This is a genomic window from Dyella telluris (assembly GCF_014297575.1).
GTDB lineage: Bacteria > Pseudomonadota > Gammaproteobacteria > Xanthomonadales > Rhodanobacteraceae > Dyella > Dyella telluris.
Window position 1 is genome coordinate 1,168,365 of record NZ_CP060412.1, and the last position, 24,037, is coordinate 1,192,401.

Below are 24,037 nucleotides of genomic sequence, written 5' to 3' on the forward strand. Positions count from 1 at the left end.
GGACGCGATCCGGGAGGGGTCGCGTCCAGGCCTTGGGTCTGTTACTGCAACAGCTTGAGAACCTGCTGCGGGTTGGAGTTGGCCTGGGCCAGCACCGAGATACCCGCCTGCTGAAGCACCTGAGCCTTGCTGAGGTTGGCCGTCTCGGACGCGAAGTCAGCGTCACGGATGGTCGACTGCGAGGCCTGCAGGTTGGTGGTCTGAGCGGCCACCGTGGAGATGGTCGACTGGAAGCGGTTCTGCACCGCACCCAGCTGGGCAGCGAAATCGCTGACCGTCTTCAGGGCGACGTCGACGCGGGAGATCAGGTCGTTGGCCTTGTCGACCGTGGACACGCTGCCGCTAGCCAGCGAGCCACTGGTAGCCGCCGTCGAGGTGCCCGTCGAGAACAGGTTCTTGCCGGTGTCCGTGATCGACAGTGCGCTGCTCGAGTAGAAGTTGATGGCGGTGCCATCGCCACTCACCGCGGCGCTGACGCCCGAGATGCCAGCAGCATTGATGGCGTCGGACACGTCCTGCAGGCTCTTCGCGCTGCTCAGGTCAACAGCCTTGCCATTGATGTTGAGGCCTTCGGACGAAAGATCCGGGAACGAGGCACCGGCAATCGCAGCAGCCACGCCCGACGACGTGCCGGTGCCGTCCACCGTACCGTTGTTCTTCACCACGGTCGCCGGCAGGCCCAGCGAGGTGTTCGTACCGCCAATGGTCACGTCGTTCGTGGTGCTGGCGTTGTCAAAAGCGAGCTCGCCAGAGGCATTCACGGACGCAAACGTACCGGTGCCGCCAGCAGTCGTGTATGCCGTGTTGATCGCAGTGGCCAGGGAGCTGGCGCTGCTGTAGTTGCCCGCAGCAACGCTGACCGCGGTACCGGCGCCCACCTTGATGGTGACGTCGCCGGAGGCCAAGCCGACGCTGGGAGCCAAAGCCTGCGAGGTCGCTTCCGCCACCTGACCCATGGCGCTGGACTTCACGCTGGTGCCCAGGCTGACCGAGATGGTCTGACCGACGTTGGCGCCGATCTGGAAGCTCTTGGTCTTCATGGAGCCGTCCAGCACGTTCGAACCGTTGAACGTGGTCTGGTTGGCGATACGGGTGATTTCCGCCAGGCGCTGCTGCACTTCCTGGTCGATCGAGGAACGGTCAGCGTCGGTGTAGGTACCGTTGGCCGACTGCACCGCCAGGTCGCGGATGGCCTGCAGGTTGGCAGTGACCTGGTCCAGCGCGGAGCCGGCGGTCTGTGCCAGGTTGATGGCGTCCGAGGCGTTCGAGCTCGCCTGGTTCAGGCCACCGATCTGCGTGGTGTAGCGCTGGGAGATCGCGAAGCCGGCGGCGTTGTCGGCGGCGCTGTTGATCTTCAGGCCCGACGACAGACGCTGGGTGGCGGTCGACAGCGCGCTCTGCGACTTCGACAGGTTGTTCTGTGCGTTCAGCGACGAGATATTGGTGTTGATAACGAGAGACATGATTTGCTCCTACGTAACCGGTGACCGGTTGGATTGGCGTTGTTCGTGCCGGCGTCCAGGCCCCGTTCGTGGGATGCCATCCGCCTCAGTGACTTTTTCGACCCCCCCGGGGATTACTTGAGTCACTTTTCGCGCCAATTCGTGATGGAGCTCACTGGACAAGGGTTTACCTCCCTTCCGACCCGCTCCATCACTACCGTCAACCTTGCGTAAGACCTCCTCTCGTTGCGGCGACGCCGTCGCCCGCCGTGCGTTAGTTCCTGCGATTACTTCAGGTAATTGAACAGGCTCATCGACTTCACCTGCGCAAAGATCTGCTGCGAGGCCTGCAACGCGGTGGACTGCAGCGACAGCTTGCTGATCGCCGTATAGGCATCGGCGCCCTGCACGTCCGACAGCGCGGACTGGTAGGTGACGTTGAGATCCGAATACGCGCCCTGCTGCTGGGTCAACGTATCCAGGCGCCCGCCCACGGAAACCTGCACCGAACTGATCGCCGATTGGGTCTGGTCGATGGATTCGATCTGGCGGCTCATCACGTTGGTGAGCTGCGTGTCGCTGGAGCCGCTCTGCAACGCGCTGATCATGTTGTCCAGTGTGCTGAACACATCCTGCTGGCCACCCGTGCTCACCGACACCGTGTCACCGGAGGCCGGCGTGCCGCTCATCGCGATGGTCATGCCGTTGAAGCTGATCGAGCCGCCATCCGTGTACGTGCCGCCGACCGGGTTGCCGCTGCTGTCCTGCACGGCATTGCCGTTGGCATCCGTGGCCGTCCACGTACCGCCGGCTCCAAAGGTGATGGTGTAGCCACCGCCGCTGCTGGCCTTGCTGCTGTTCCATGCCGACAGGTCGGTGACGCTGTTGCTGCCCACCAGCAAGGTGCCGGTGTTGGCGCTGCCGGCGCTGGCTTCGAACGAGCCGTTGCCCGTGGGAATGTTCATGAACAAGCCCGAGCCCGGATCACTGGTCGGAATCTGCAGACCCGAACCCACGGCCGAGCGCTGCTGCGCGTCATTGCCGCCATAGGTCACCGCACCGTTGGCGCCCACCTGGAACGGCGTGGTGGTGGTGCTGGTGCCGGCGAACAACGCGTTGCCATTGCTGTCCGTGGTGTTGGCCAGCTGCACCAGCTGATCCTTGATCTGGCTGAGCTGGCTGGCAATGCTCTGGCGGTCGCTGTCCGACAGCGTGCCGTTCACCGCCTGCAGGGCCAGCGTGCGCGCGGTGTCGAGAATGCTGGTCGCCGAGGAGAGCGTGCTCGCCTCGGTGTTCAGGCGCGTGGTCGCCGTGTTGATGGTGTTCGAATACTGCGTATTCGCCGCAATGACGTGGTTGAGGCTCACCACCTGACCCGCGCCCGCCGGGTCGTCGGAGGCGACATTGATACGGTTGCCCGAGGAAACCTCGTTCTGCGTCGCGGCCAGCGAACTCTGCTGGCTGATCATGGTGTTGAGCGACTGCTGGTACATCCAGCTGGTGGAAAGGCGCATCACGTATTTCCTTTAGGCCTGGATCGCGGAGATCAGGCTGCTGAAGATGGTCTGCGCGGTGGAGATCACCTGCGCCGAAGCCTGGTAAGCCTGCTGGTACTTGACCATGTTGGCGGCCTCTTCATCGAGGTTCACGCCGGACACGCTCTGCTGCGCTGACATCGCGTTGTTGTACAGGCTGGTCTGCGTGGTGAGATTGGTGGTGGCCTGGCTGCCCACCGTGCCGATGGTGGTGGTGAGCGTGCCGTAGGCATCCACCACCGACTGCGTGCCGCCGTTCAACACCTTGGCATCGGCCAGGTTGGCGAGCGCCAGCGCGTTGCTGGTGTCGTTCAGGCCATTGCTGTTCTGCGCGATGGCAAACGAATCACCCGCGGCCGGCGTGCCGGAAGGCGTCACGCTCCAGCCGTTCGCGCTGATGGTCTGGCCCGACGCATAACTGCCGCTGGACAGCACGTTGCCCGTGCTGTCCGTCACCTGATAGGTGTTGGCCGACGGGAAACTGACGGTGGCGCCGCTGAGCAGCGAGGTATTGGTGGGGTCAGTCACCGTGACGGCGCTGATACTGCCGGTGCCGGTGTTCGCCTTGGCCGCCGTGGCGTTCAGCGCGGCAGCGGCCGCGATGCCGTTGGGGTCGGTCATTACCATCTGCAGGCCAGTGGCGGCCTGGCGCGTCGGCTGGATCTGGAAGCTGTCGCCCGCCTGCGCGGAGCCGGACAGGGACAGCGTCAGGCCGCCCGCGGAATACGTGCCATCCGAATTGGCCGTCATCGCCACGCTCTGGCCCGAGGTGGTGGCCAGGTTCCAGTTACTGCCGTCGTAGCTCAGCACGTAGTCCGAACCGGTCAGGCCGGACACATCGGTGATGCTCGCCGAGACCGTGCCCGTGCCCTTGTTGAGATTGCTCGCCAGCACCGTGGGACTGGGCACGCTGAACATCGCCCCGCCCTGGTTGCCGTTGAGGTCCAGACCCTTGGACTGCTGCGTGTTGACGCTGGTGGCCAGCGCCACCGCCGACTGGCCCAGCTGGTTCTGCACGCTGTCCAGCACGTTGGTGCGGTAGTTGAGCAAGGCGCCCAGGGTGCCGCCGCTGATCTTGCCGCTCACCACGGTGCCGGTGTCATCGAGCACTTCGGTGCGCGAGGCGTCGTACTGGTTGTTGCCCGTCTGCAGGGCGAACGACTTGCTGCCGCTCACCAGCGCCTGGCCGGTAGAGGCATACACGCTGATCGTGCCGTCGGTCTGCGTATAGGCGGACACGCCGATATAACCCGACAGCGACTGCACCAGGCTGTCGCGCTGGTCGAGCAGATCGTTGGGCACGTTGGTGCCGGCCTCGTGGATCTTGTTGTTGATGGCCGCCAGGTTGCTCGCCACGGTGTTGATGCTGTCCACCGTGGTCTTGATCTGCGCGTTCACCTGGCTCTGCTGCGCCGTCAGCTGCTGGCCCAGCGTGTTGTACACGGTGGCGGCCTGGCTGGCATTGCCCAGCAGCGACTGCCGGCTGGATGCCACGCCCGGCGTGTTGGCCACCGTGCTGAAGCCAGCGTAGAAACTATCGAGCGCACTCTGCAGGTTGCCGCTGGCGCTCAGGGCGCTGTTGAGCGTGGTCGCCAGGTTGTTGGTGGTGGTGGCGCCCTGCATGCTGGAGTTGGCCGACCACAGCGCCGAGGTCAGGAAATCGCTGTAAGCGCGCTGCACCGACTGGATATCGACGCCGCTGCCGATGGTGTAGTTGCCGGCAGACTGCGAGATGGCCGCAGTCTGCAGCACGGTCTGGCGGCTATACCCCGTCGTGTTGACGTTGCTGATGTTGTTGCCGACCGTGGTCAACGCGACCTGCGCAGCGTTGAGCCCTGAGGCACCGATATTAAGGAGATTGGACATGTGTCATTCCAGGACAGGTCACTCGGAAGAAGTCGGCGGGACGGCAGCATTCTTGAGCGCGCCCTCACCGATGGCCGCCAACGCCTCCTTCATCTGGGGGCTGTTGGCGATCGCAATAATTTTCTGTGCGTAGGACGGATCGGTGGCATAGCCGCCACTGACAAGGCCCTTGGCGAAGCCGACCACGTCTTCGCCGTGGTTGAGTGCCTTGGCGTAACGCGGGTTGTCGGAGATGAGCTGGGCGTAGTCGTCGAACGACTGGCCGGGGTTGTCGTAGGAGCGGAACTGCGCGTGCTTCTGCACCGGCACACCGCCCTCGAACTCCAGCGTTTTCACGCTCACCTTGTCGCCATCCCAGCTGCTGCCGGCCTTCATGCCGAACAGGTTGTTGCTGGTGTTGCCGTTGGAATGCGAGGGCAAGTGCTTGCCCCACTGCGTTTCCAGCGCGGCCTGCGCCAGCACCGCACGCACCGACACACCCAGCTTCTGGGCGGCCTCCTGCGCATACGGAGCCAGCTGCTTGACGAAATCCTCGGCATCCTTGGGCAGCAGCTTGAGCACCTTTTCGCCAGTGTTCTTCATCGCGCTGGCGACCGAGCTCAGGCGCTGCTGCCAGCTGTCGCTGCCGCCAGTGGCGGTTGCTGCGGCGCCGGTGGCGCTGCCGTCCGACGAGCCGCCCAGCGCACCACCCAGCTGCTTCACCAGCATCTGCGCGATGCCGATGCCGTTGCCGCCCTGCGAGAGCTGCACGGAGAGCTGCTGGTCGAACATGTCGCGCCATTGATTGCCGGCGTCGCTGTCCATCAGGCCATCGCCACTGCTGGCGTCGCGCATGGACTTCAGCATCATCTGCGTGAAGATCGACTCGAACTGTTTTGCCACCGCCGGCAACGCTGCCTTGGCGTCGCTCTGCGCGGTCTGGCGCAGGGCCGAAAACCCGGACAGGTCGGTCCAGGTATTCAGGCTCTTGGTGGCATCCGCTATCGCAGCCATCAGATCACCACCAGCTCCGCGTGGAGCGCGCCGGCCTGCTTGAGGGCCTGCAGGATGGAAATGAGATCGGTCGGCGACGCACCCACCTGATTCACCGCTCGCACGATGGTGTCGAGGTTGGTGCCGGGGCCGAACTTGAACATGTGCGCGCCGTCTTCGCTGACCTGCACGTCGCTCTGCGGCACCACCACCGTCTGGCCGCCCTTGGTGAAGGGCGACGGCTGCGATACCTGCGGGTTCTCCGAAATGGTCACCTGGATGGAACCATGCGCCACCGCCGCCGGCGTCACGCGCACGTCCGCGCCGATCACCACGGTGCCGGTACGCGAGTTGACCACCACGCGCGCCGGTGCATCGCCCGGCGTCACATCGATATTCTGGATGGCACCCATCCATGCCACGCGCTGGCTGGGATCCTGCGGCCCACGCACGCTCACCGAGCCGCCGTCCATCGCGCTGGCGGTGCCTGCGCCATAGGTGCGGTTCACTGCTTCGGCGATGCGCGTGGCCGTGGTGAAGTCGGCCGTGTTGAGGTTGAGCACCAGGTCGCCGCCGTTGGAGAACGACGACACTACCGCGCGCTCGACCGAGGCGCCGTTGGGCACGCGACCGCTGGCCGAAATATTCACCTGCACGCTGGAACCGCTCTTGCCCGACGCGGTAATGCCGCCGACCACCACACTGCCCTGCGCCATGGCGTAGACGTTACCGTCTGCACCGCGCAGCGGCGTCATCAGCAGCTCGCCACCGCGGATGCTCTTGGCATTGCCGATGGAGGCCACGGTGACGTCGATGGTCTGGCCCGGCTTGGCGAATGGCGGCAACTGCGCCGTTACCGTCACCGCGGCCGCATTCTTCAGCTGCGGGCGCACGTTGGCGGGCACGGTGATGCCGAACTGCACCAGCATGTTTTCCAGGCTCTGGGTGGTGAAGGGTGCCTGCGTGGTCTGGTCACCGCTACCGTCCAGGCCCACGACCAGTCCATAGCCGATCAGCTGGTTACTTCGCACGCCGCCCACCTGCGCCAGGTCGCGGATCTTGTCCGCGTGCAGCGGCTGGTTCACCGAGAAGCAGGCGCATACCACGATGCCAGTGGCGCGCAGCGCCGCGGCCACGCGCTCGCGCACACGGATCAGGTTTCCATAGGTGAAGAGATGACGGATGTTCATCAGTAGGGCATCCACTTCGAGCTGAAGAAGCGCGACAGCCAGCCCTGCGTGTTCGCATCGGCCAGCGCACCCTTGCCGGTGTAGCCAATCTGCGCATCGGCCACGCGCGTGGACGGCACGCTGTTGTCCTGCAGGATGTCCTGCGGACGCACGATGCCGGCAATGCGGATCTGTTCCTGGCCCTGGTTGATGGTGACCATCTTCTCGCCGCGCACCAGCAGGTTGCCGTTGGACAAACGCTGCGCCACGGTCACGGTGATTGAACCGGTGAGCTGGTTGCTCTGGCTGCTGTCGCCGGCGCCATCGAAGGCGCGATCGGCGTTCAGGCTGCTGTCCGCCGTCTTGCCGCCCACCTTGAGCGCATGGCCAAGAATGGTCGGCGAGGAAATGGTGCTCTGGTCTTTCTTGCTGGTGCTGGTGCTGGCCTTCTTCGAGGCCTGCGTGCTCTCCACCAGCGTGATGGTGAGAATGTCGCCCACGCGATGGGCACGCGCATCGTTGAACAGTTCCATGCCCTGCTCGGCGTGGTAGATCGAACCATCCGTCGGCGGCGCGGCCGTCTGCTCGGCGGGCATGGTGGCCGCCCACTGGTGATCGTCGTGCGTGGGCTGCATGCCGCAGCCAGCCGACGCAGCCAGCGCCAGCACCACACCGATTCGGGAAAGGGAACGGAAGGACGACATGGCGGTTCTCACATCTTGTCGGTCAGGTCTTGCAGCATCTGGTCGGTGCTGCTGATCGCCTTGGAATTCATTTCGTAGGTGCGCTGCGTCTCGATCATGTTGACCATCTCGGCCACCACGTTGACGTTGGACGATTCCACCGAGCCCTGCATCAGCGAACCCATGCCATTCAGTGCGGGCTGGCCGGTCTGCGGCGCGCCGCTGGACACGGTTTCCTGGTAAAGGTTCTGGCCCACCGGCTGCAGGCCGGCGGGGTTGATGAAATCGGCAAGCTGAAGCGTGCCCAGCGTCTGCGGCGTGGCGGACGCATTGGTGGTGGCCGACACCGTGCCATCGGTACCGATGGTCAGGCTCTGCACGTTGGCCGGCACCGTGATGGCCGGTTCCAGCGGATAGCCGTCGGCAGTCACCAGCTGGCCGTTCGGATCGGTATGCAGCGAACCGTCACGCGTGTAGGCCACGGTGCCGTCGGGCATGCTCACCTGCAGGAAGCCGCGGCCCTGGATGGCCACGTCCAGCGAGTTGCCGGTCTGCGTGATGCTGCCTTCGGTGAACAGCTTTTCGTTGGCGACCACGCGCACACCGGTACCCAGCATCAGGCCGGACGGCGACACCGTCTGCTCGGTGGTCTGGCCGCCGGGCTGGCCCTTGTTCTGGTACATCAGGTCCTGGAACGAGGCGCGCGAGCTCTTGAACGCGGTGGTATTCGCGTTGGCCAGGTTGTTGGAGATCACGTCCATGCGCGTCTGTTGCGCGTCAAGGCCGGTCTTGGCGATCCACAGTGAAGAGAACATCGATTACTCCGTAAATATCAGCGAGGCTCAGTTGGCCTGCAGCAGCTTGAGGCTGGAATCGGCGTTGTCCTCGGAGGTCTTGATGGACTTCACCTGCATGTCGTACTGGCGCGAAAGCGAGATCATCTTGACCAGCTCGGCCGACGGGTTGACGTTGCTGCCTTCGAGTTCACCCGAGGCAATGGTCACCGTGTCGTCGATGGCCGCCGTGCTGCCGTCGCTCATGTGCATCAGGCCGTCGGAGCCCTGCGTCATCTGCGCCGTGTCCGGATTGACCAGCTTGATGCGATCGATCTGCGACACCGCGTTGGGCGACTGCCCCTGCGGCACCGTGGAGATGGTGCCGTCGGAGCCCACGCTGATGTCCGTGGCCGGGGGGATGGTGATGGGGCCGGAACCACCCATCACCGGATTGCCCTTCGAATCCGTCAAGCCGCCGTCGGCGGTAAGCCGCAGGTCGCCGGCACGCGTATAGGCTTCCGATCCATCCGGTGCCTGCACGGCGATGAAGCCCTGGCCGCGCACCGAAATATCGAGCGGGTTGCCGGTATTCACCGGCGAACCCTGCCCACTGTTCTGGCCGATGCCCTGCGCCACCGCGTTGATACGCGACGGCGTGCCATCGCCCAGCACCGGCACGCTCTGGAAGGCCGTGAGCTGGCTCTTGAAGCCGACCGTGGACGCGTTGGCCAGGTTGTGGCTCACCGCGTCCTGGGCACGCATGATCTGCGTGGCCCCGGTCATTGCGACGTAGACGGAACGGTCCATGGCGGTCTATCAGCGCGAGACAGCGTTGAACAGCGAGGACGCCAGCGTGTTGTCGGTGGACAGCACCTGCGCGTTGGCCTGGTAGTTGCGCTGCGCCTGGATCATGTTCACCAGCTGCGCCGTGGTGTCGGCCGTGTTGGAGCTTTCCAGCTCACCCGACTGGATGGTGCCGTACTCGCCCGCGTTGGCCGTGCCCCAGGTCGCCGGGCCCGAATCCGTGCTCGACGCCCAGGTGGTGTTGCCCAGCTGGCGCAGGCCCTGCACGTTGGCGAAATTGGCAATCGCCACCTGGCCGATCTGCGTGCTCTGGTTGTTGGAGTAGGTCGCGGTGACCACGCCCTGCTGGTCGATGTCGATGCCCGACAGCGTGCCGGCCTCGAAACCGTTCTGCACGATGGGGCCCGCCGAGTAGTCGGTACCGTACTGCGTGGTGTTGGTCACATTCAGCGACAGTGCCAGCGGTGCGGAACCATTGCCGAGAGTGACCGAATTGAAGGCCAGCGTGCCGTTGGTCGGCGTGGTGAGCTTGCCGGTGCTGTCGAAGGTCATCGACTGCGTGCCGGCGCTCTGGCCGTCCACATACAGGTTGGCGTCCCAGGTGTTGGTGCCGGTCTTCACGTAATAGACCGTCGCCTGATGCGAGCCACCCTGCGAGTCGTACACGGTCACCGGGGCGGCATTGTTGTAGCTGGTGGAGTCGCTGGTGCTGAACGCGGTGGTCGGCGCGGTGGCGCTGGCCGGCAGGTTGGAGGTCAGCGTGATGGACGACGTGGCCGTGGCGTTGCTCTGTGCCGCCTGCCAGCTGAAGTCCTTCAGCGTGCTCATGTCGAAGCCGCCGTTGCCGTTGGGCGGGTAGATCTGCAGCTTCGCGCCATCGGGCGTGGTCACGTAGCCGTTGGAGTTCTTCTCGAAGTCGCCAGCGCGGGTGTACTGCACGCCGCTGCCGTTGTTGACGGCGAAGAAGCCGTTGCCGTTGATGGCAAGGTCAAGGCTGTTGCCGGTGGTCTGCAGGTCACCCTGGTTGAACTGCTGGGCCACCTTCTCAAGCGTAACGCCACTGCCGACGGCGGTGGAATTGAGGTTGAGGCCGGTGACCGCAAAAATGTCCGCAAACTCCGCGCGCGAACCCTTGAAGCCGGTGGTGTTCGCGTTGGCGATGTTGTTGGCGATGACGTTGAGATCGGACTGGGCAGCGTTGATGCCGCTGAGCGCCGTATTGAGTGCCATGTTCGTTTACCTCGTGAGGAAATGACGCGCGACGCGTCAGAGAATCTGTGCGACCTGGCTGAGCGACACACCGCCCACGCCCGCGACCTGCAGGTAGGTGCCCAGCGTGCTGCCGCCGTAACCCACGCCTGTCACTGAACCCGCCACATAGGTGTCCAGCGACGCACTGCCCGTGGCGGCCTTGAGCGTGTACGTGCCCGAGGCCACCGCATTGCCGTTGTCATCCGTGCCATCCCAGCTGAACTGCTGGAGACCCGCGCTCTGCGTGCCCATGTCGATGTTGCGAACCACATTGCCGCTGCTATCGAGCACCTGCACGGTGACGCTGCCGGTGGCGGTGACGTTCACCGCACCCTTCACCGCATCGCTGCCGTCGTACGTCGCGGAGCTGCTGGGCACCATGACCTCGCGACCGACCAGGTTCGAGGAGCTCAGCACCTGCGAGGTCTGCATGGCCGAGCTCACGTTGGAGCTAAGCGTCTGCAGGTCGGTATCCAGCTGCTGCGTCGAAGAAAGCTGGCTGAACTGCGCCATCTGCGAAACGAACTGCGAGTTGTCGACCGGATTGGTCGGGTCCTGCGCCTGCAGCTGGGCCGTCATCAGCTTGAGAAAGTCGGCCTGCGTCATGGTGCTCGACAACGCCGAGTTGACGCTGGTCGAGCTACTCGAGCTGCTGGAGCTTCCGGTATTGGTAGTGTTGGTGCTGGGAATCGTGGTCACGTGGGTTTCCTCCCGGCTTACTTGCCGAGGTCGAGGGTCTTGAGCATCAACTGCTTGGTGGTGTTCATCGCCTCGACGTTGTTCTGGTACGAACGCGATGCGGTGATCATGTTCACCAGCTCGTCGATGGGATTGACGTTGCTGCCGTACACGTAGCCGGTGGCATCGGCCATCGGATTGCCCGGCTCGTAATGCGCCTGCACGTCGGCCTGGCTTTCGGTAACGCCCTTCACCTGCACGCCGACCGCGCTGTCCGCATCGGCGCTCTTGGCGCTGCCGATGGCCTTCTGCACGGCGGCGAACAAGGGTTCCTTCGCGCGATAGGCGCCCTCGGGCGTGCCCGACACGCTGTCGGCATTGGCGAGGTTGCTGGCCACGGTGTTGAGCCGCAGCGACTGCGCTGCCATGCCCGAGCCCGCGACATCGAAAATCTTGAAGAGGGACATCAGCCCTGGCCTCCGGTAATGGCCGTACGCAGCATGTGGATCTGCGCCGTGATGAAGGAGAGGCTGGCCTGGTAATGCACGCCGTTGGCGGCGAAGTTCGCCTGCTCCACCTGCGTATCCACGGTGTTGCCATCCATCGACGGCTGCGTGGGCGTGCGGTACGCCAGCTTCTTGGCGGCTTGCGCCTGCGGATCGATCTGGCCCTGCTGCGTGATCGTCATCGGCAGGTTGCTGCCGGTGCCGCTGGCGCTGGCCAGCGCCTTCTTGAAATCGACGTCGCGCGCCAAGTAACCCGGCGTGTCCGCATTGGCCAGATTGCTCGCCAGCACCTCGCTGCGCTTCTGCCACATGTCGAGTGCCTGCGTGTGCAGACCGAACAGGTTGTCGTTGATCGAACTCATCGCTCACTCCTGCGGCGGGGGCCGCGGGAGGGTTTGAGCAATTTGCGTGCCACTGTCTTCACATGACCCGGGAGGCCGCGTGGCTGTTGGGTTTGCGGGGTTTATGCCGCGGGGGTTCGGGTGGGTATGTCGGAAAGTCGACGCGGGTGGTAGCGGCTTTCTGGCGCGCGGGGGATGGGGCCTGGGCGGCCTGCTTTCTTGGCTCCCTCTCCCCTTCGGGGAGAGGGCTGGGGTGAGGCGTGGGTGCTCGCCTCACCGTTAGACAGGAACCGTGATCCTAGCGAGGCGCTTTGCAACATCCGAAGGGCTGGTCTAGCTGGGATCCAGTGACTTGGCTCTGGCCTTCGGTATGCGGTGATTCGGCCAGGTTGCCGCTTACGCAGCGGGGGCGTTTCGACCTCCTGCCGGAGGCCGAGTCACTTTTCTTTTGCTGGCCCAAAAGAAAAGTAACCCAAAGAAAATGGCCTTAAAGGCTGGCAGCATGCCGATGGGATAAGCCCGAACGGCTGAGGAACGTTGTTGCTTGGCAACCTCCGCCTCTACACAGCGGGTACAACAAAGCGCTTCGCAACGCGCCCAAGCGCAGAGGGCTTAACGCGGAGCGTCGTGCCGCTGCGCGGCACCTCCTTCCATGCCCGTAGGGTGTTCACGTTGAACATCCCCTGTCGCTCGTCCTCTCCCGTTCGGGAGAGGACTGGGGTAAGCACTGAGGTGAGAAAGCACCGGGCTTAGCCGTGCGAGAGACCTGCTGTAGGAGCGAACTTGTGCGCGACCGCAGCGCCATGTCGATACCGCTCCGTCAGGTGGTCGCGCACAAGTGCGCTCCTACAGAAAAGCCCGTGCCGGATACGGCGTCACAGCGAGAGACTCCATGTGCAGTGCAGTGGCACGAGTCGCGAACAGGGTTTGCTCCCACCGACAAGACAAGCCGGGAGGCAATACGCCACCGCGCCTTGCGGCGCGATGTGCAGCGCAGCTGCACGAGCCTTCGGCTCAGGCTCTGGCTCTGGCTTTTGACCTACCCGCCCCCTTGAGCGGCGGTGAGGGGCGGACGACAGGCCCGCAGGGGGATCGGCAAGGATGCCGATCCCTTTTCGACAGGACAGGGACGTCCTGTCGAAAAGCCCGGCCGACCCTCGCGGACTGGCCGGCTTCACCGGCCAGCGCCGCGATGGGGGTGCCTTTCTCTTTGGTTACTTTCTCTTGGGCAAGCAAGAGAAAGTGACCCGGCCTCCGGCAGGAGGTCGGAACGCCCGCTGCGTAAGCGGCCAGGTCGCGGTAGCGCTAAGCCCGAAGGCCAGGAACAAAGTCATTGGACCCCTGCCTACGCAGGGGTGACGGCTAAAGAAGGAGTGAGGCAAGACTTGCCCCTCACCCCAACCCTCTCTCCGGAGGGGAGAGGGAGCAAAGAGCAGCGGGCCAGCGCCCCCTCAAAACCGCTCTAACGTCCCCGGCATCAAATCCAGCACCGCCTGCGCCAACACATCCGGCTGGAACTTCGCCACGAAGCGATCCGCGTTCACCTCGCGCACCATGGCTTCATTGAAGATGCCGCTGATCGAGCTATGCAGCACCACCTTCAGCGAGCGCAGCGCCGGTGTCTCGCGGATGGCGCGCGTCAGCGCGTAGCCGTCCATGCGCGGCATTTCGATATCCGATACCACCAGGGTCACGCTTTCCTCGCCCTGCGCCTGGGCAATCGCCTCCAGACGCTCCAGGGCTTCGCGTCCGTCCTGGGCGACCACGCATTCCACATCCATCTGGCGGAACAGGTTCACCAGCTGGTTGCGGGCCACCAGTGAGTCGTCCACCACCATCACGCGGCGCGGCTGCAGGTCATGCACACGGGCAATGCGCTGCATCGGTTCGGAGAGTTCGGTGCGGGTGGCATTGAACGTGGCCAGTACGTGCTCTACGTCCACCACCGCGATCAGGGCGCCATCCACGCGGGTCACCGCATTGACCCGGCTGCCGAAGCCCAGCGCGGCGGCGGGAGCCGCCAGGGATTCGCCGGCGCAGTGAACCAGGCGCTGCGGCTCAGCCACCAGGAAACCCTGCACGCTGCGGCTGAACTCGGTAACCATCAGGTGGGCCGAGGACACGTCGCGCAACGAGGGGTAACCCAGCGCCACGGCCAGGTCGATCACCGGGATGGTGGTGCCGCGGTAGTCGCAACTGCCGGCAATCAGGGGATTGGCGTCGGGCATGCGCTCCATCGGCGGGCGGCGCATGACCTCCCTCACCTTGAATACGTTGATGCCGAACAGCTGCTCGTCGCCCATCCGGAACAGCAGCATCGCCACCCGGTTGTGGCCTGCCAGCTTGGTCTGCTGCTCTACCTTGTCCATCCACGCAGTCATGCGTTTTCCTCGCCGCGGCCCTGCCGCCTTTACTCCCCGCGTATCGGCCGCGACGGCGCCGGCTTGAGGGGGTGCCAACGGCGGTGGCACGTCGCTTGCTTCTCAAGTTCCGACATTTGCCGCCGATGCCGGGGGCGACCCTTTTAGGAAGGAACGATCCACCCATGAGCCTCATCTGGAGCCAGCATCTCGCCGACCTCGCCCGCGCCGCCGCGGCAGGGGACAAGGCGCAGGTCGCCCAACTGTCCGCCCGCCACCCGCGCGCCGCGCAGGCGTTGGCCCCGTTGCTGGCGGCCGTGTCCACGCAGCGACCGCCGGCGGCCGTCGCCCTGCAGACCATGGAACAGCTGGGCCTGGTGCTCGGCTCGGCCCAGCAGCTGGCGCGCGAGCAGGCCTCCATGCACCAGTCGGCACAGGAAAGCCGCGACGACGTCGGCCGTTTGACGGACGGCAGCGCCGGAATCTCGACGTCACTGCAGCAAATCGCCACCGGCCTGGATTACGCACGTCAGACCGGTGAAAGCAGCGAGCGCAGCGTGAGCGAGCTGGATGGCCAGCTGCGCCTGCTGCGCACCGCGCTGTCGGCCATGAATCGCAACCAGAGCAAGCTGGCCGAACAGGTCGCCCAGATCCGCAAGCTCACCGGCGTGGTGCAGGAGATCGCGCACCAGACCAACCTGGTGGCGCTCAATGCCGCCATCGAAGCCGCCCGTGCCGGTGAAGCCGGGCGCGGCTTTGCCGTGGTGGCGGACGAGGTGAAGCAGCTGGCCGAAAAGACCAGCCAGGCCACCGGCGAAATCGAAGGCGTCACCAGCTCCATCGGTGACTTCTCCCAACAGTTGGATGGCGACGTGCAGCAGGGCCTGCAGCGCCTGGACCGCGCACAGGGCGGCCTTACCCAGACGGAAACCTCGCTGCGCGACAGCGGCGAAGCGCTGCGCCAGATCGGCGAGCGCATCGGCGGCATGCACAAGAACCAGGATGCCCAGCACGCCCGCGCCGTGGCTGCTCAGGCCGCCCTGGGCGCGTGGCACCGCCGTTCGGCCGAAGCCACGCGTCAGTCCGAGGCCCTGAGCCGCGGCGCCCTGCTCGGCCATCGTCTGGCGCTGGACTGGCTGGAATCGGAAAGCGGCGAAGATCCGGCCAGCCTCAGCCTGACCGTGCGCGAAGCCGCGCAGGGGCTGCGCCAGGCCATGGAGCTGGCCCTGCAGGAACCGGCCGCCCTCGACCGCCGCTGGTTCGATACCCAGGCGCTGGCCCGCACGCTTGAACGCCTTACCGCCAGCCGTGCCGGCAGCCCTGCCGCCCACGCGCTGAGCGCCGCCGGCTCCCGCCTGCGCGAACAGGGCAGCAGCTTCGCCACCCTGCTGTGTGACGGCCAGCTCGACCAAGCCGGCCAGGTGATGACGCAGCTGGAAGGCGAACGCGAAACCCTGCTCGCCCAGCTCAACGTGCTGCTGGCCGACCTGTGATCCGCCGCGTACTGGCCTCCCTGCTGCTCGGTGCCCTCGTGGTGCCCGCCCATGCCGCGGAGCCGGCACAGGCGGCGCGCGCGATGGCCGAGCAGTGGTTGCGCGGCCAGTACGCCACGCCCGGCAGCCGGGTGGTGGCCCAGGCAGCAGAACTGGACACGCGCACGCTGGAACTGGCGCCGTGCCCCGCCGCACTCAACGCCAGCCTGCAGAACGGCGCCCGCCTGATGCCCCGCATGACCGTGCTGGTGCGTTGCCCCGGCGCCGATGGCTGGACCCTGCACGTACCGGTACAGCTTCAGGTGTTCCGCCAGGTGCTGGTGCTGGTGCACCCGCTTCAGCGCGGCGACGGCGTCCGCGCGGACGACGTGCGCATGGAAGAACGCGACATCACGCGACTGGGCTACGGCTTCGTCAGCGACCCGGCGGAGCTGGAAGGACGTACCCTGTCGCGCGCCCTGGGCGTGGGCAGCATCGTCACCCCGTCCGCCCTGGGCGGGCGCAGCGCCGTGAAAGCGGGAGATCAGGTTCAGCTGGTATCCCGCCTCAACGGCATCGAGGTCCGCGCCAGCGGCGTCGCACTGGGCAGCGGGGACAGCGGATCGCGCCTGCGGGTACGCAACGGCAGCTCCGGCAAGGTGATCGACGCCATGGTGATGGCGCCAGGCGAGGTGCTGGCCCTGCCATGACCCCGTACTGAGCGACCGACCGACCGATTAAAGTTTGTGGCCAGCCGGCCGATCCTGTGAACAACAGGGCCAGATATCCAAGAGAACGGACCCATGAATACCACCATCTCAAACAACGGCTTGCCGAAGCTTCCCCAGCCCGCCACGGGTCAGGGCAGCAGTTCCACGCAGAGCCCCGCCAGCACGACGTCCACCGACGCCGCGACCGGCAGCACGGGCACGAACGACCGCGTGCAGCTGACCGACTCCGCCCGCGCACTGCAGGAAGCAGCCCGCACCACCAGCGGAGCCACCATGGACACCAAGAAAGTCGAGCAGATCCGCCAGGCGCTGGCGAACGGCACGTACAAGGTCGACGCCGGACGCATCGCCGATCGCATGATGTCCCTCGAAACACAGATGAACGGCAAATCATGAACCCCTCGCTGCAAGCCGAACTGGACCATGCCCTGACGGCCGCGGTCGAGGAGATGCGGCTGGCAGTGGGCCAATTGATGGACGCGCTCCATGCCGAGCGCACCGCCCTGGAAACGGCTGACGTCGACACGCTCAATCAGGCTGGCGCCAGCAAGCACGAACTGATGCTGCGGCTGGAACAGCTGGACAGCGAACGCGTGCAGCTCAGCCAGGGCGCACCGGAGGCCAGCCGCGCGCTGGCGCCGAAATGGCAAGAAGTCCTGCAGTCGCTGCGCGCCTGCCAGCAGCTCAACCAGCGCAACGGCACCCTGGTGGGTATCCGTCTGCAGCAGGTGCGCAAGGCGCTGGCGGTGCTGACCGGCAACGAGACGGAAGCTAGCGTGTACGGCCGCGCGGGAGACCTGCGCACGAGCCTGCGCTCGCAGACCCTCGCCGAAGCCTGATGTAGCAAAACGCGCGTGCGGCCTTGCCTCATGCGTGTGTATTTGAAAGCGGCAACCGCCGTCCCCCCACCATCGTCAAGACGTCGATCGATCATGAGCGAAGCTGCGGTCATCTCCTCCGCCCAAGACGCCACCGCCGGCAGCGAACTGCCGTTGCCGGTCATTCGTCTGCCGATGCTGGACAACAAGCGCGAACTCTTCGCGTACGAAATCGTGTTCCAGGACGCCGCCGAAAGCGAAGACGCGCTGATGCGGCGCGCGCTCGCCACGATTACCGACGGCGCCCTCGCCCGCCTCGTGCGCGGCAACCGCACCTTCCTCAAGCTCACCCACGAGCTGCTGATGGAAGAAACCGACGTGCTGCAGCACCAGCCGCGCTTCGGCGTACTGCTGATGCCCGAAGCCGCGGCCGATCCTGCCCTGGTGGAACGCCTGGCGCGCATGGCGCAGCGCGGCTGCCCGCTGATGCTGGACGCCGGCGACACCACGCTGGAATTCAACCCGGCCGTCGAGCCCCTGCTGAAGATCGTGCAGTTCGTGCGCCTCGATGCCAGCAAGCTCGATCCCGCGACGCTGCGCTCGCGCAGCGAATACCTGCATGCGCGCGGCACCCACGTAGTGGCCGGCCACGTGGACGACCACGACACCTACCATCGCTGTGAGTCGCTGCCGCTCCAGGCGATCCAGGGCCAGTTCCTGCTCAAGCCCGAACCGGTTGCCGTGCCCGTGCTGGCCGCCAGCCGCCTGAGCCTGCTGCGCCTGATGAAGGCCCTGCAGGAAGGCAATCCGGGCCCGGTGGAGCTTGGCCAGATCGTGCGCGACGACGCCATCCTCAGCTACAAACTGCTCGGTTGCGTGAACTCCGCGTACTTCGCCCTGCCGCGTCAGCTCAAGTCAGTGCAGCAGGCCGCCATCTTCTTCGGCGCGGCCCGCCTGCGTAACTGGATCTACACCATGGCGCTGAGCGGCACCGGTGATCGTCCGCCGGAACTGCTGCGCGCCGCCCTGATTCGCGCACACATGGCCGAGAAACTGGCACAGGGCATGCCCGCCGAACAGCGCGAAATGGCCTTCACCGCCGGCCTGTTCTCGCTGCTCGACGCGATGATGGAAGCGCCGATGGATTTCGTGCTGTGGCATCTGCCGCTGGCGCGCGAGATCAGCACCGCGCTGCTGGAAAACAAGGGCCCGTTCGCGCAGTTGCTGGACCAGATCCGCGCGTGGGAAGCGGGCAACCTTCGCGGAGGCGAGGCGCAGCCGCAGGTGATTCGTCGCATGGCGGCGATTTACCTGGAAGCGACGCAGTGGGCGGATCACGTTTACGCGTTTGCGGATCAGCGGCCGAACTGAGGTTTGCGTTTTTCCTTGGCGGGGTATTCGTTCTCGCCACGTCGCTTCATAAGAGCCGTCATTCCTGCGGAAGCTGGAGGCGCTTTTCAACCGCCGTAGGGCGGGTCATTCAGTGCCTTTGCTCGTGGCCTCCGGTCTCGTGCGATACCGCCAGGTTGCCGCTTACGCAGCGGAGGCGTTTCGACCTCCTGCCGGAGGCCGAGTCACTTTTCTTTGCTGGCCCAAAGAAAAGTAACCCAAAGAAATGGCCTTAAAGGCTGGCAGCATGCCGGTGGGATAAGCCCGAACGGCTGAGGAACGGTGTTGCTTGGCAACCTCCGCCTCTACACAGCGGGTACTGCAATGCGCTTCGCAACGCGCCATAGCGCTGAGGACTTAACGCGGAGCCTCGTGCCTCTACGAGGCACATCCTTCCTTGCCACTAGGGTGTTCACGTTGAACATCCCCTGTCGCTCGTCCTCTCCCGTTCGGGAGAGGACTGGGGTGAGCACTGAGGTGAGAAAGCACCGGGCTTAACTGTGCGAGAGACCTGCTGTAGGAGCGCACTTGTGCGCGACCGCAGCGCCATGTCGATACCGCTCCGTCAGGTGGTCGCGCACAAGTGCGCTCCTACAGAAAAGCCCGCGCCGGATACGGCGTCACAGCGAGAGACTCCATGTGCAGTGGCACGAGTCGCGAACAGGGTTCGCTCCCACCGACAAGACAAGCCGGGAGGCAGTACGCCACCGCGCCTTGCGGCGCGATGTGCAGCGCAGCTGCACGAGCCTTCGGCTCTGGCTCTGGCTTTTGACCTACCCGCCCCCTTGAGCGGCGGTGAGGGGCGGACGACAGGCCCGCAGGGGGATCGGCAGGGATGCCGATCCCTTTTCGACAGGACACGGATGTCCTGTCGAAAAGCCCGGCCGACCCTCACGGACTGGCCGGCTTCACCGGCCAGCGCCGCGATGGGGGTGCCTTTTCTTTTGGTTACTTTTCTTTGGGCAAGCAAAGAAAAGTGACCCGGCCTCCGGCAGGAGGTCGGAACGCCCGCTGCGCAGGCGGCCAGGTCGCGGTAGCGTTAGAACCCGAAAGCCAAGAGCGAAGTCACTGGACCCCTGCCCGCGCAGGAATGACGGCTCTTTTGAAGTAATGGGGCAAGAGTCACCCCTCACCCCAACCCTCTCCCCAGCGGGGAGAGGGAGCCACGAGCACAAATGCGTCAGCGCAGCAGCAGACCTCACTCAGCCGCGCTGCTTCCGCTCCCACTCGGCAAAAATCCCGTGCATCGCCTCCAACCCGTCAAACAACGCCGCCGGCCCCGGCTGCAAAATAATCGGCGACTTGATCTCATGCAGCTCACCATCGCGCACCGCAGGAATCGCCTCCCAACCCTCACGCGCCGCAACGCGTTCGGGACGAAACCGCTTCCCGCACCATGAACCAAGAATGATGTCCGGCGCCGCGCGCACCACCTCGCCTGCGTCGGCAAGAATGCGATGCTTCGCCAGCGATTCGCCCGACATGCGCGGAAACACGTCATCGCCACCGGCAACACGTACCAGCTCGGCCACCCATTGGATGCCCGTGATCAACGGCTCATCCCACTCCTCGAAATACACTTTCGGCCGCCGGGTGAACTGCGCAGCCGCCGCCTCGATGCGCGCAATCTGCTGCTCGGCCTTGCGCGCATAAGCGTCGGCTTTCTCTGCCGCACCCACCATGGCACCCAGGCGCCGGATATAGGCAAGAATCCCGTCCACGCTGCGATGGTTGCTGATCCACACTTCCACGCCCGCCTTGATCAGATCACGCGCAATGTCGGCCTGGATATCGGAAAACCCGATCACGAAATCCGGCTGCAGCTTGAGGATCTCGTCGATCTTCGCGCTGGTGAACGCGGACACCTTGGGTTTCTCCTTGCGCGCACGCGGCGGACGCACGGTGAAGCCGGAGATGCCGACGATGCGGTGTTCCTCGCCGAGCGCGTACAGCACCTCGGTGGGTTCTTCGGTAAGGCAGACGATGCGCTGCGGGTAGTGGTCGGCGTTGTTGCGGAAATCAGTCACGCGTTCAATGTCCCAGCACGGTCACCGTGATCTTGCGCTGATGCGGATCGAGACGGTGTTCCCATAGATAGATGCCCTGCCACGTGCCCAGTTGCACCTTGCCCGCGTGCACCGGCACCACCAGGCTGACGCCGGTGAGGATGGCGCGCACATGCGCGGGCATGTCGTCCGGGCCTTCCTCGTCATGGCGGAAGATGCCGTCGCCGTCAGGTACGGCGCGCGCGAACCAGCGTTCGAGGTCATCGCGCACGGTGGGGTCGGCGTTTTCGCTGATCAGCAGCGAACAACTGGTGTGCAGGCTGAAGATGTTGGCCATGCCGGTGTGCACGCCGCTGGCGGAAACGACTTCACCCACCTTGTCGGTGATTTCGGTGAAGCCGCGGCCGCGCGTGTGAACGACGAAACCATGCTGGGCGACGTGATCGGCGGGCGTGGCACGCATGCGGATGTCTCCCTATGGCTTGGGCGTGACTCAGGGGTAAAGCAGGCGGCTCGTCCAGGTCTGGCCGTGGCGACTCCAGCGCACCCGTTCGTGCAGCCTGTATTCGGCGCCGTACCAGAACTCCACCATGTCCGGCTCCACCACGTAACCGCCCCAGTGCGGGGGACGCGGCACGTCGCGGCCTTCGAATTCATGCTCGTAGCGCGCGTAGCGCTGCTCGAACGTTTCGCGATCGGGCAGGGTCTGCGACTGCAGCGAGGCCCATGCGCCGAGCTGGCTCTCGCGCGGGCGCGTTGCGAAATAGGCATCCGACTCTTCCGGCTGCACCTTGCGCGCCACGCCTTCCACGCGCACCTGCACGGCGTTGCGAAGTTGCTTCCAGTGGAAGCACAGCGCCACCTGCGGGTGGGCCTCGACCTGGCTGCCCTTGTCGCTTTCGTAGTTGGTGTAGAAACGGAAGCCCCGCTCGTCGGCGCCCTTGAGCAGCACGATGCGCGAGCTCACGCGCCCCGCTGCGTCAACGGAGGCCAGGCTCATCGCGGTCGGTTCGGGTTCTCCCGACTTGCCGGCCTCGTCAAGCAGTTGCACAAAAGTGTCAAGGATTTCTCGTTTCAGCATGGGGGTCTTGAATCGTGGCTCGCGCGCGCCATCATGGCTGGCATGTCTCCAGATGCTAGCACGCAGAATTCGACCCTGGCCGGGCACCTGCTCGACCAGTATGCCGGGCGGATTGCCCGCTCCCGGCGCCCGTACCTGCTGGGCCTTTCCGGCCTGCAAGGCAGCGGCAAGAGCACCCTGGCGCGGGAGATGAAGGCCCAGGCCGAGGCCCGGGGCTGGCCCACCGAGGTGCTGTCGCTGGACGACTTCTATTATTCGCGAAGCGAACGTGAAGTCCTTGCTCACCAGATCCACCCCCTGCTGAAGACCCGCGGGGTGCCCGGCACACACGAGATCGAGCTGCTGATGTCGGTGCTGGCCGCGTTGCCGCAGGCATCCGACAAACTGCCGGTCGAACATCCGCGCTTCGACAAGGGGCGCGATACGCGCATGACACCGTCGAAGTGGACCAAGGTAACCCGCCCGCCCAAGCTGGTGATCCTGGAAGGCTGGGCGCTGGGCCTGCGCCCTCAGCTGGTGGCCGCGCTGGACGCTCCGGTGAACGCGCTGGAGCGCGAGGAAGACCCCGAAGGCACCTGGCGCCACTGGGTCAACAAGCAGCTGCGCAGCTACCAGCCGCTATGGCGCAAGCTGGACGCGCTGATCGTGCTGCAGGCACCCAGCTGGGACATCGTGCGCAAGTGGCGCAGCGAGCAGGAAGAAGAACTGCTGGCCCGCCACGCCCCCTTGGCGATGGACGCCGAAACCATGGTGCGCTTCCTCGCCCATTACGAACGCCTGAGCCGGCACGCGCTCGCCACGCTGCCGGCGCTGGCCGATACCACGGTGGAGTACGACGACAACCGCCACGTCATCGCCCTCCACCACGGTTGATCACTACGCGGTTGATGGCTACACGGCCGGCTCCACCTGCACGGCGGTGCCGTAGGCCAGCACTTCGGTAACACCCTCGGCGACATCGTTGGCGTCGTAGCGCATGCCGACCACGGCATTCGCGCCACGCTCTGCGGCATGGCGCAGCATCAGCTCGAAGGCTTCCTCGCGCGCCTTCTCGCACAGCTCCGTGTAGATGGTGATGTTGCCGCCCACCAGGGTCTGCAAGGCCGCGCCGAGGTTGCCCACGACGCTGCGCGAACGCACGGTAATCCCGCGCACGATACCCATGGGACGCACGATGCGATGACCCGGCAACTCGTTGCCGGTGGTAACCATGTGAAGCGAGATGTTGTTGGGCATGGAACGGTCTCTCACGTGAGTGGAAAAGAAGTGTCTGCGGCCTTCAGCAACGCCGCATAACCATCGCGCGCATCCGGCCATTGCGGCGCGAAGCCGCTGGCGCGCAGGCGCGCATTGCTCAATCGCTTGCTGCCGATACCCGGCGGCGGCGCGCCCTCCCCGGGCTCCGGTGCATGCACGCGCCGCGCAAGATCGCCATAGAGCACATCCAGAGGCAGCGGGGTGTCGTCCACGCCCAGGTAAAGCGGCTGCGCATGCGGCAGGAACAGCAGATGCACGATGCCGGCCGCGGCGTCATCGACGTGGATGCGGTTGGCCCAGTGCGGCGGATCATGCGGCACCCGCGCCGTGCCGGCCCGCAGCCGCTCGATCAGCTGCAGGCGACCGGGCCCATACAGCCCGGCCAGCCGCAGCACCACCGAGGGTGCACGCTGACGGGCCTGATGCTCCGCCTCCAGCAACACGCGACCATTGAAACCGGGCGGATCGGGCGGCGTCTCTTCATCGACCCAGGCGTCACCGTGCTCGCCATAGACGGCGCTGGAGGATACGAACAGCAGCCGCTGCAACGTTGCGTGATCCACGCGATCAAGCAGATGCCGCAGGCCATCGACGAACACCGCGCGATAGAGCGCCTCGTCGCGCGCATCCGGCGTGGGCAGGTAAACGATGTGACTGAGATCACGTGGCACCTCGCCCAGCGTGTCGGGCCGGGTCAGGTCGCCTCGGATCCAGCGGATGCCATCCTCCCCGGGCGGCACCGCGCCGCGCCGCAGCGCCCACACCGCATCGCCGCGCGCGCGCAGCAGCCGCGCCACACGCAGCCCCACATCGCCTGCGCCGGCGACCAGCACCCGTGCGCTCATGGCCTGTTTCCCGGCAGACGGCACAACCGCGCGCTTTCGCGCCTGTTAGCATTCA

24 protein-coding genes are annotated in these 24,037 nt (G+C 65.4%); 6 read left to right on the forward strand and 18 right to left on the reverse strand.

Annotated features, from left to right (window positions below):
* Positions 1-41: 41 nt before the first annotated feature.
* The 13 genes from H8F01_RS21950 to H8F01_RS05530 form a co-directional block, all read right to left on the reverse strand.
* Positions 42-1,463, reverse strand: a complete 1,422-nt coding sequence (locus tag H8F01_RS21950; protein WP_187058017.1) for a flagellin N-terminal helical domain-containing protein — start codon at positions 1,461-1,463, stop codon at positions 42-44.
* A gap of 266 nt (positions 1,464-1,729) precedes the next feature.
* Positions 1,730-2,956 carry a flagellar hook-associated protein FlgL gene (gene flgL, locus H8F01_RS05475; RefSeq protein ID WP_187058018.1) on the reverse strand — a complete coding sequence of 409 codons (1,227 nt, stop codon included), beginning with the start codon at positions 2,954-2,956 and terminating at the stop codon, positions 1,730-1,732.
* A gap of 12 nt (positions 2,957-2,968) precedes the next feature.
* Positions 2,969-4,843, reverse strand: a complete 1,875-nt coding sequence (gene flgK / locus H8F01_RS05480; protein WP_187058019.1) for a flagellar hook-associated protein FlgK — start codon at positions 4,841-4,843, stop codon at positions 2,969-2,971.
* 18 nt (positions 4,844-4,861) lie between these two features.
* Positions 4,862-5,836 carry a flagellar assembly peptidoglycan hydrolase FlgJ gene (gene flgJ, locus H8F01_RS05485; RefSeq protein WP_187058020.1) on the reverse strand — a complete coding sequence of 325 codons (975 nt, stop codon included), beginning with the start codon at positions 5,834-5,836 and terminating at the stop codon, positions 4,862-4,864.
* Entirely contained in the window at positions 5,836-7,005 is a 1,170-nt protein-coding gene (locus H8F01_RS05490; RefSeq protein WP_238481158.1) for a flagellar basal body P-ring protein FlgI, read from the reverse strand. The genes flgJ and H8F01_RS05490 overlap by 1 nt, the downstream gene beginning before the upstream one ends.
* Complete coding sequence (flgH, locus tag H8F01_RS05495; RefSeq protein WP_187058021.1) at positions 7,005-7,688, reverse strand: flagellar basal body L-ring protein FlgH; 684 nt, start codon at positions 7,686-7,688, stop codon at positions 7,005-7,007. Before flgH ends, H8F01_RS05490 begins: the two co-directional genes overlap by 1 nt.
* A gap of 8 nt (positions 7,689-7,696) precedes the next feature.
* Positions 7,697-8,482, reverse strand: coding sequence for a flagellar basal-body rod protein FlgG (flgG, locus tag H8F01_RS05500; protein WP_187058022.1), 786 nt, complete (start codon positions 8,480-8,482; stop codon positions 7,697-7,699).
* A 27-nt stretch (positions 8,483-8,509) separates the two neighbouring features.
* Entirely contained in the window at positions 8,510-9,250 is a 741-nt protein-coding gene (flgF, locus tag H8F01_RS05505; RefSeq protein WP_187058023.1) for a flagellar basal-body rod protein FlgF, read from the reverse strand.
* Positions 9,251-9,259: 9 nt separating this feature from the next.
* Positions 9,260-10,477, reverse strand: a complete 1,218-nt coding sequence (gene flgE, locus H8F01_RS05510; RefSeq protein WP_187058024.1) for a flagellar hook protein FlgE — start codon at positions 10,475-10,477, stop codon at positions 9,260-9,262.
* A 36-nt stretch (positions 10,478-10,513) separates the two neighbouring features.
* Positions 10,514-11,197, reverse strand: coding sequence for a flagellar hook assembly protein FlgD (locus tag H8F01_RS05515; RefSeq protein ID WP_238481159.1), 684 nt, complete (start codon positions 11,195-11,197; stop codon positions 10,514-10,516).
* Positions 11,198-11,214: 17 nt separating this feature from the next.
* A complete protein-coding gene (gene flgC, locus H8F01_RS05520; RefSeq protein WP_187058025.1) occupies positions 11,215-11,643 on the reverse strand; it encodes a flagellar basal body rod protein FlgC in 429 nt (142 codons plus the stop codon).
* Complete coding sequence (gene flgB, locus H8F01_RS05525; RefSeq protein WP_187058026.1) at positions 11,643-12,044, reverse strand: flagellar basal body rod protein FlgB; 402 nt, start codon at positions 12,042-12,044, stop codon at positions 11,643-11,645. Before flgB ends, flgC begins: the two co-directional genes overlap by 1 nt.
* A 1,430-nt stretch (positions 12,045-13,474) precedes the next feature.
* A complete protein-coding gene (locus H8F01_RS05530) occupies positions 13,475-14,404 on the reverse strand; it encodes a chemotaxis protein (RefSeq protein ID WP_187058027.1) in 930 nt (309 codons plus the stop codon).
* 164 nt (positions 14,405-14,568) lie between these two features.
* Here H8F01_RS05530 and H8F01_RS05535 point away from each other — a divergent pair, with 164 nt between their 5' ends.
* From H8F01_RS05535 to H8F01_RS05555, 5 genes are all read left to right on the forward strand, one after another.
* Positions 14,569-15,876, forward strand: a complete 1,308-nt coding sequence (locus H8F01_RS05535; protein WP_187058028.1) for a methyl-accepting chemotaxis protein — start codon at positions 14,569-14,571, stop codon at positions 15,874-15,876.
* Entirely contained in the window at positions 15,873-16,565 is a 693-nt protein-coding gene (gene flgA / locus H8F01_RS05540) for a flagellar basal body P-ring formation chaperone FlgA (RefSeq protein ID WP_187058029.1), read from the forward strand. The genes H8F01_RS05535 and flgA overlap by 4 nt, the downstream gene beginning before the upstream one ends.
* A 93-nt stretch (positions 16,566-16,658) precedes the next feature.
* Complete coding sequence (gene flgM / locus H8F01_RS05545) at positions 16,659-16,982, forward strand: flagellar biosynthesis anti-sigma factor FlgM (RefSeq protein WP_187058030.1); 324 nt, start codon at positions 16,659-16,661, stop codon at positions 16,980-16,982.
* A complete protein-coding gene (locus H8F01_RS05550) occupies positions 16,979-17,425 on the forward strand; it encodes a flagella synthesis protein FlgN (RefSeq protein ID WP_187058031.1) in 447 nt (148 codons plus the stop codon). The genes flgM and H8F01_RS05550 overlap by 4 nt, the downstream gene beginning before the upstream one ends.
* A gap of 93 nt (positions 17,426-17,518) precedes the next feature.
* Positions 17,519-18,775, forward strand: a complete 1,257-nt coding sequence (locus tag H8F01_RS05555) for an EAL and HDOD domain-containing protein (RefSeq protein WP_187058032.1) — start codon at positions 17,519-17,521, stop codon at positions 18,773-18,775.
* A gap of 1,220 nt (positions 18,776-19,995) precedes the next feature.
* Here H8F01_RS05555 and H8F01_RS05560 read toward each other — a convergent pair.
* From H8F01_RS05560 to pdxH, 3 genes are read right to left on the reverse strand one after another with little or no spacing between them, the layout of a single operon-like run.
* Positions 19,996-20,820, reverse strand: a complete 825-nt coding sequence (locus H8F01_RS05560) for a cobalamin-binding protein (RefSeq protein WP_187058033.1) — start codon at positions 20,818-20,820, stop codon at positions 19,996-19,998.
* Between the two features lie 4 nt (positions 20,821-20,824).
* Entirely contained in the window at positions 20,825-21,262 is a 438-nt protein-coding gene (locus H8F01_RS05565) for a secondary thiamine-phosphate synthase enzyme YjbQ (protein ID WP_187058034.1), read from the reverse strand.
* A gap of 30 nt (positions 21,263-21,292) precedes the next feature.
* Entirely contained in the window at positions 21,293-21,880 is a 588-nt protein-coding gene (pdxH, locus tag H8F01_RS05570) for a pyridoxamine 5'-phosphate oxidase (protein WP_187058035.1), read from the reverse strand.
* Between the two features lie 42 nt (positions 21,881-21,922).
* Here pdxH and H8F01_RS05575 point away from each other — a divergent pair, with 42 nt between their 5' ends.
* Entirely contained in the window at positions 21,923-22,753 is an 831-nt protein-coding gene (locus H8F01_RS05575; RefSeq protein ID WP_187058036.1) for a kinase, read from the forward strand.
* 18 nt (positions 22,754-22,771) lie between these two features.
* Here H8F01_RS05575 and H8F01_RS05580 read toward each other — a convergent pair whose 3' ends face one another.
* Together H8F01_RS05580 and H8F01_RS05585 are read right to left on the reverse strand one after the other, a co-directional pair.
* Positions 22,772-23,116 carry a YbjQ family protein gene (locus tag H8F01_RS05580; protein ID WP_187058037.1) on the reverse strand — a complete coding sequence of 115 codons (345 nt, stop codon included), beginning with the start codon at positions 23,114-23,116 and terminating at the stop codon, positions 22,772-22,774.
* An 11-nt stretch (positions 23,117-23,127) separates the two neighbouring features.
* Positions 23,128-23,982, reverse strand: coding sequence for an NAD-dependent epimerase/dehydratase family protein (locus tag H8F01_RS05585; protein WP_187058038.1), 855 nt, complete (start codon positions 23,980-23,982; stop codon positions 23,128-23,130).
* Positions 23,983-24,037: the final 55 nt, after the last annotated feature.

Bases quoted from the DNA above. Each gene is read 5' to 3' on its own strand.
- H8F01_RS21950 (WP_187058017.1), bottom strand. From the start codon at position 1,463: ATGTCTCTCGTTATCAACACCAATATCTCGTCGCTGAACGCACAGAAC.
- flgL (WP_187058018.1), bottom strand. From the start codon at position 2,956: ATGCGCCTTTCCACCAGCTGGATGTACCAGCAGTCGCTCAACACCATG.
- flgK (WP_187058019.1), bottom strand. From the start codon at position 4,843: ATGTCCAATCTCCTTAATATCGGTGCCTCAGGGCTCAACGCTGCGCAG.
- flgJ (WP_187058020.1), bottom strand. From the start codon at position 5,836: ATGGCTGCGATAGCGGATGCCACCAAGAGCCTGAATACCTGGACCGAC.
- H8F01_RS05490 (WP_238481158.1), bottom strand. From the start codon at position 7,005: ATGAACATCCGTCATCTCTTCACCTATGGAAACCTGATCCGTGTGCGC.
- flgH (WP_187058021.1), bottom strand. From the start codon at position 7,688: ATGTCGTCCTTCCGTTCCCTTTCCCGAATCGGTGTGGTGCTGGCGCTG.
- flgG (WP_187058022.1), bottom strand. From the start codon at position 8,482: ATGTTCTCTTCACTGTGGATCGCCAAGACCGGCCTTGACGCGCAACAG.
- flgF (WP_187058023.1), bottom strand. From the start codon at position 9,250: ATGGACCGTTCCGTCTACGTCGCAATGACCGGGGCCACGCAGATCATG.
- flgE (WP_187058024.1), bottom strand. From the start codon at position 10,477: ATGGCACTCAATACGGCGCTCAGCGGCATCAACGCTGCCCAGTCCGAT.
- flgC (WP_187058025.1), bottom strand. From the start codon at position 11,643: ATGTCCCTCTTCAAGATTTTCGATGTCGCGGGCTCGGGCATGGCAGCG.
- flgB (WP_187058026.1), bottom strand. From the start codon at position 12,044: ATGAGTTCGATCAACGACAACCTGTTCGGTCTGCACACGCAGGCACTC.
- H8F01_RS05530 (WP_187058027.1), bottom strand. From the start codon at position 14,404: ATGACTGCGTGGATGGACAAGGTAGAGCAGCAGACCAAGCTGGCAGGC.
- H8F01_RS05535 (WP_187058028.1), top strand. From the start codon at position 14,569: ATGAGCCTCATCTGGAGCCAGCATCTCGCCGACCTCGCCCGCGCCGCC.
- flgM (WP_187058030.1), top strand. From the start codon at position 16,659: ATGAATACCACCATCTCAAACAACGGCTTGCCGAAGCTTCCCCAGCCC.
- H8F01_RS05550 (WP_187058031.1), top strand. From the start codon at position 16,979: ATGAACCCCTCGCTGCAAGCCGAACTGGACCATGCCCTGACGGCCGCG.
- H8F01_RS05555 (WP_187058032.1), top strand. From the start codon at position 17,519: ATGAGCGAAGCTGCGGTCATCTCCTCCGCCCAAGACGCCACCGCCGGC.
- H8F01_RS05565 (WP_187058034.1), bottom strand. From the start codon at position 21,262: ATGCGTGCCACGCCCGCCGATCACGTCGCCCAGCATGGTTTCGTCGTT.
- pdxH (WP_187058035.1), bottom strand. From the start codon at position 21,880: ATGCTGAAACGAGAAATCCTTGACACTTTTGTGCAACTGCTTGACGAG.
- H8F01_RS05575 (WP_187058036.1), top strand. From the start codon at position 21,923: ATGTCTCCAGATGCTAGCACGCAGAATTCGACCCTGGCCGGGCACCTG.
- H8F01_RS05580 (WP_187058037.1), bottom strand. From the start codon at position 23,116: ATGCCCAACAACATCTCGCTTCACATGGTTACCACCGGCAACGAGTTG.
- H8F01_RS05585 (WP_187058038.1), bottom strand. From the start codon at position 23,982: ATGAGCGCACGGGTGCTGGTCGCCGGCGCAGGCGATGTGGGGCTGCGT.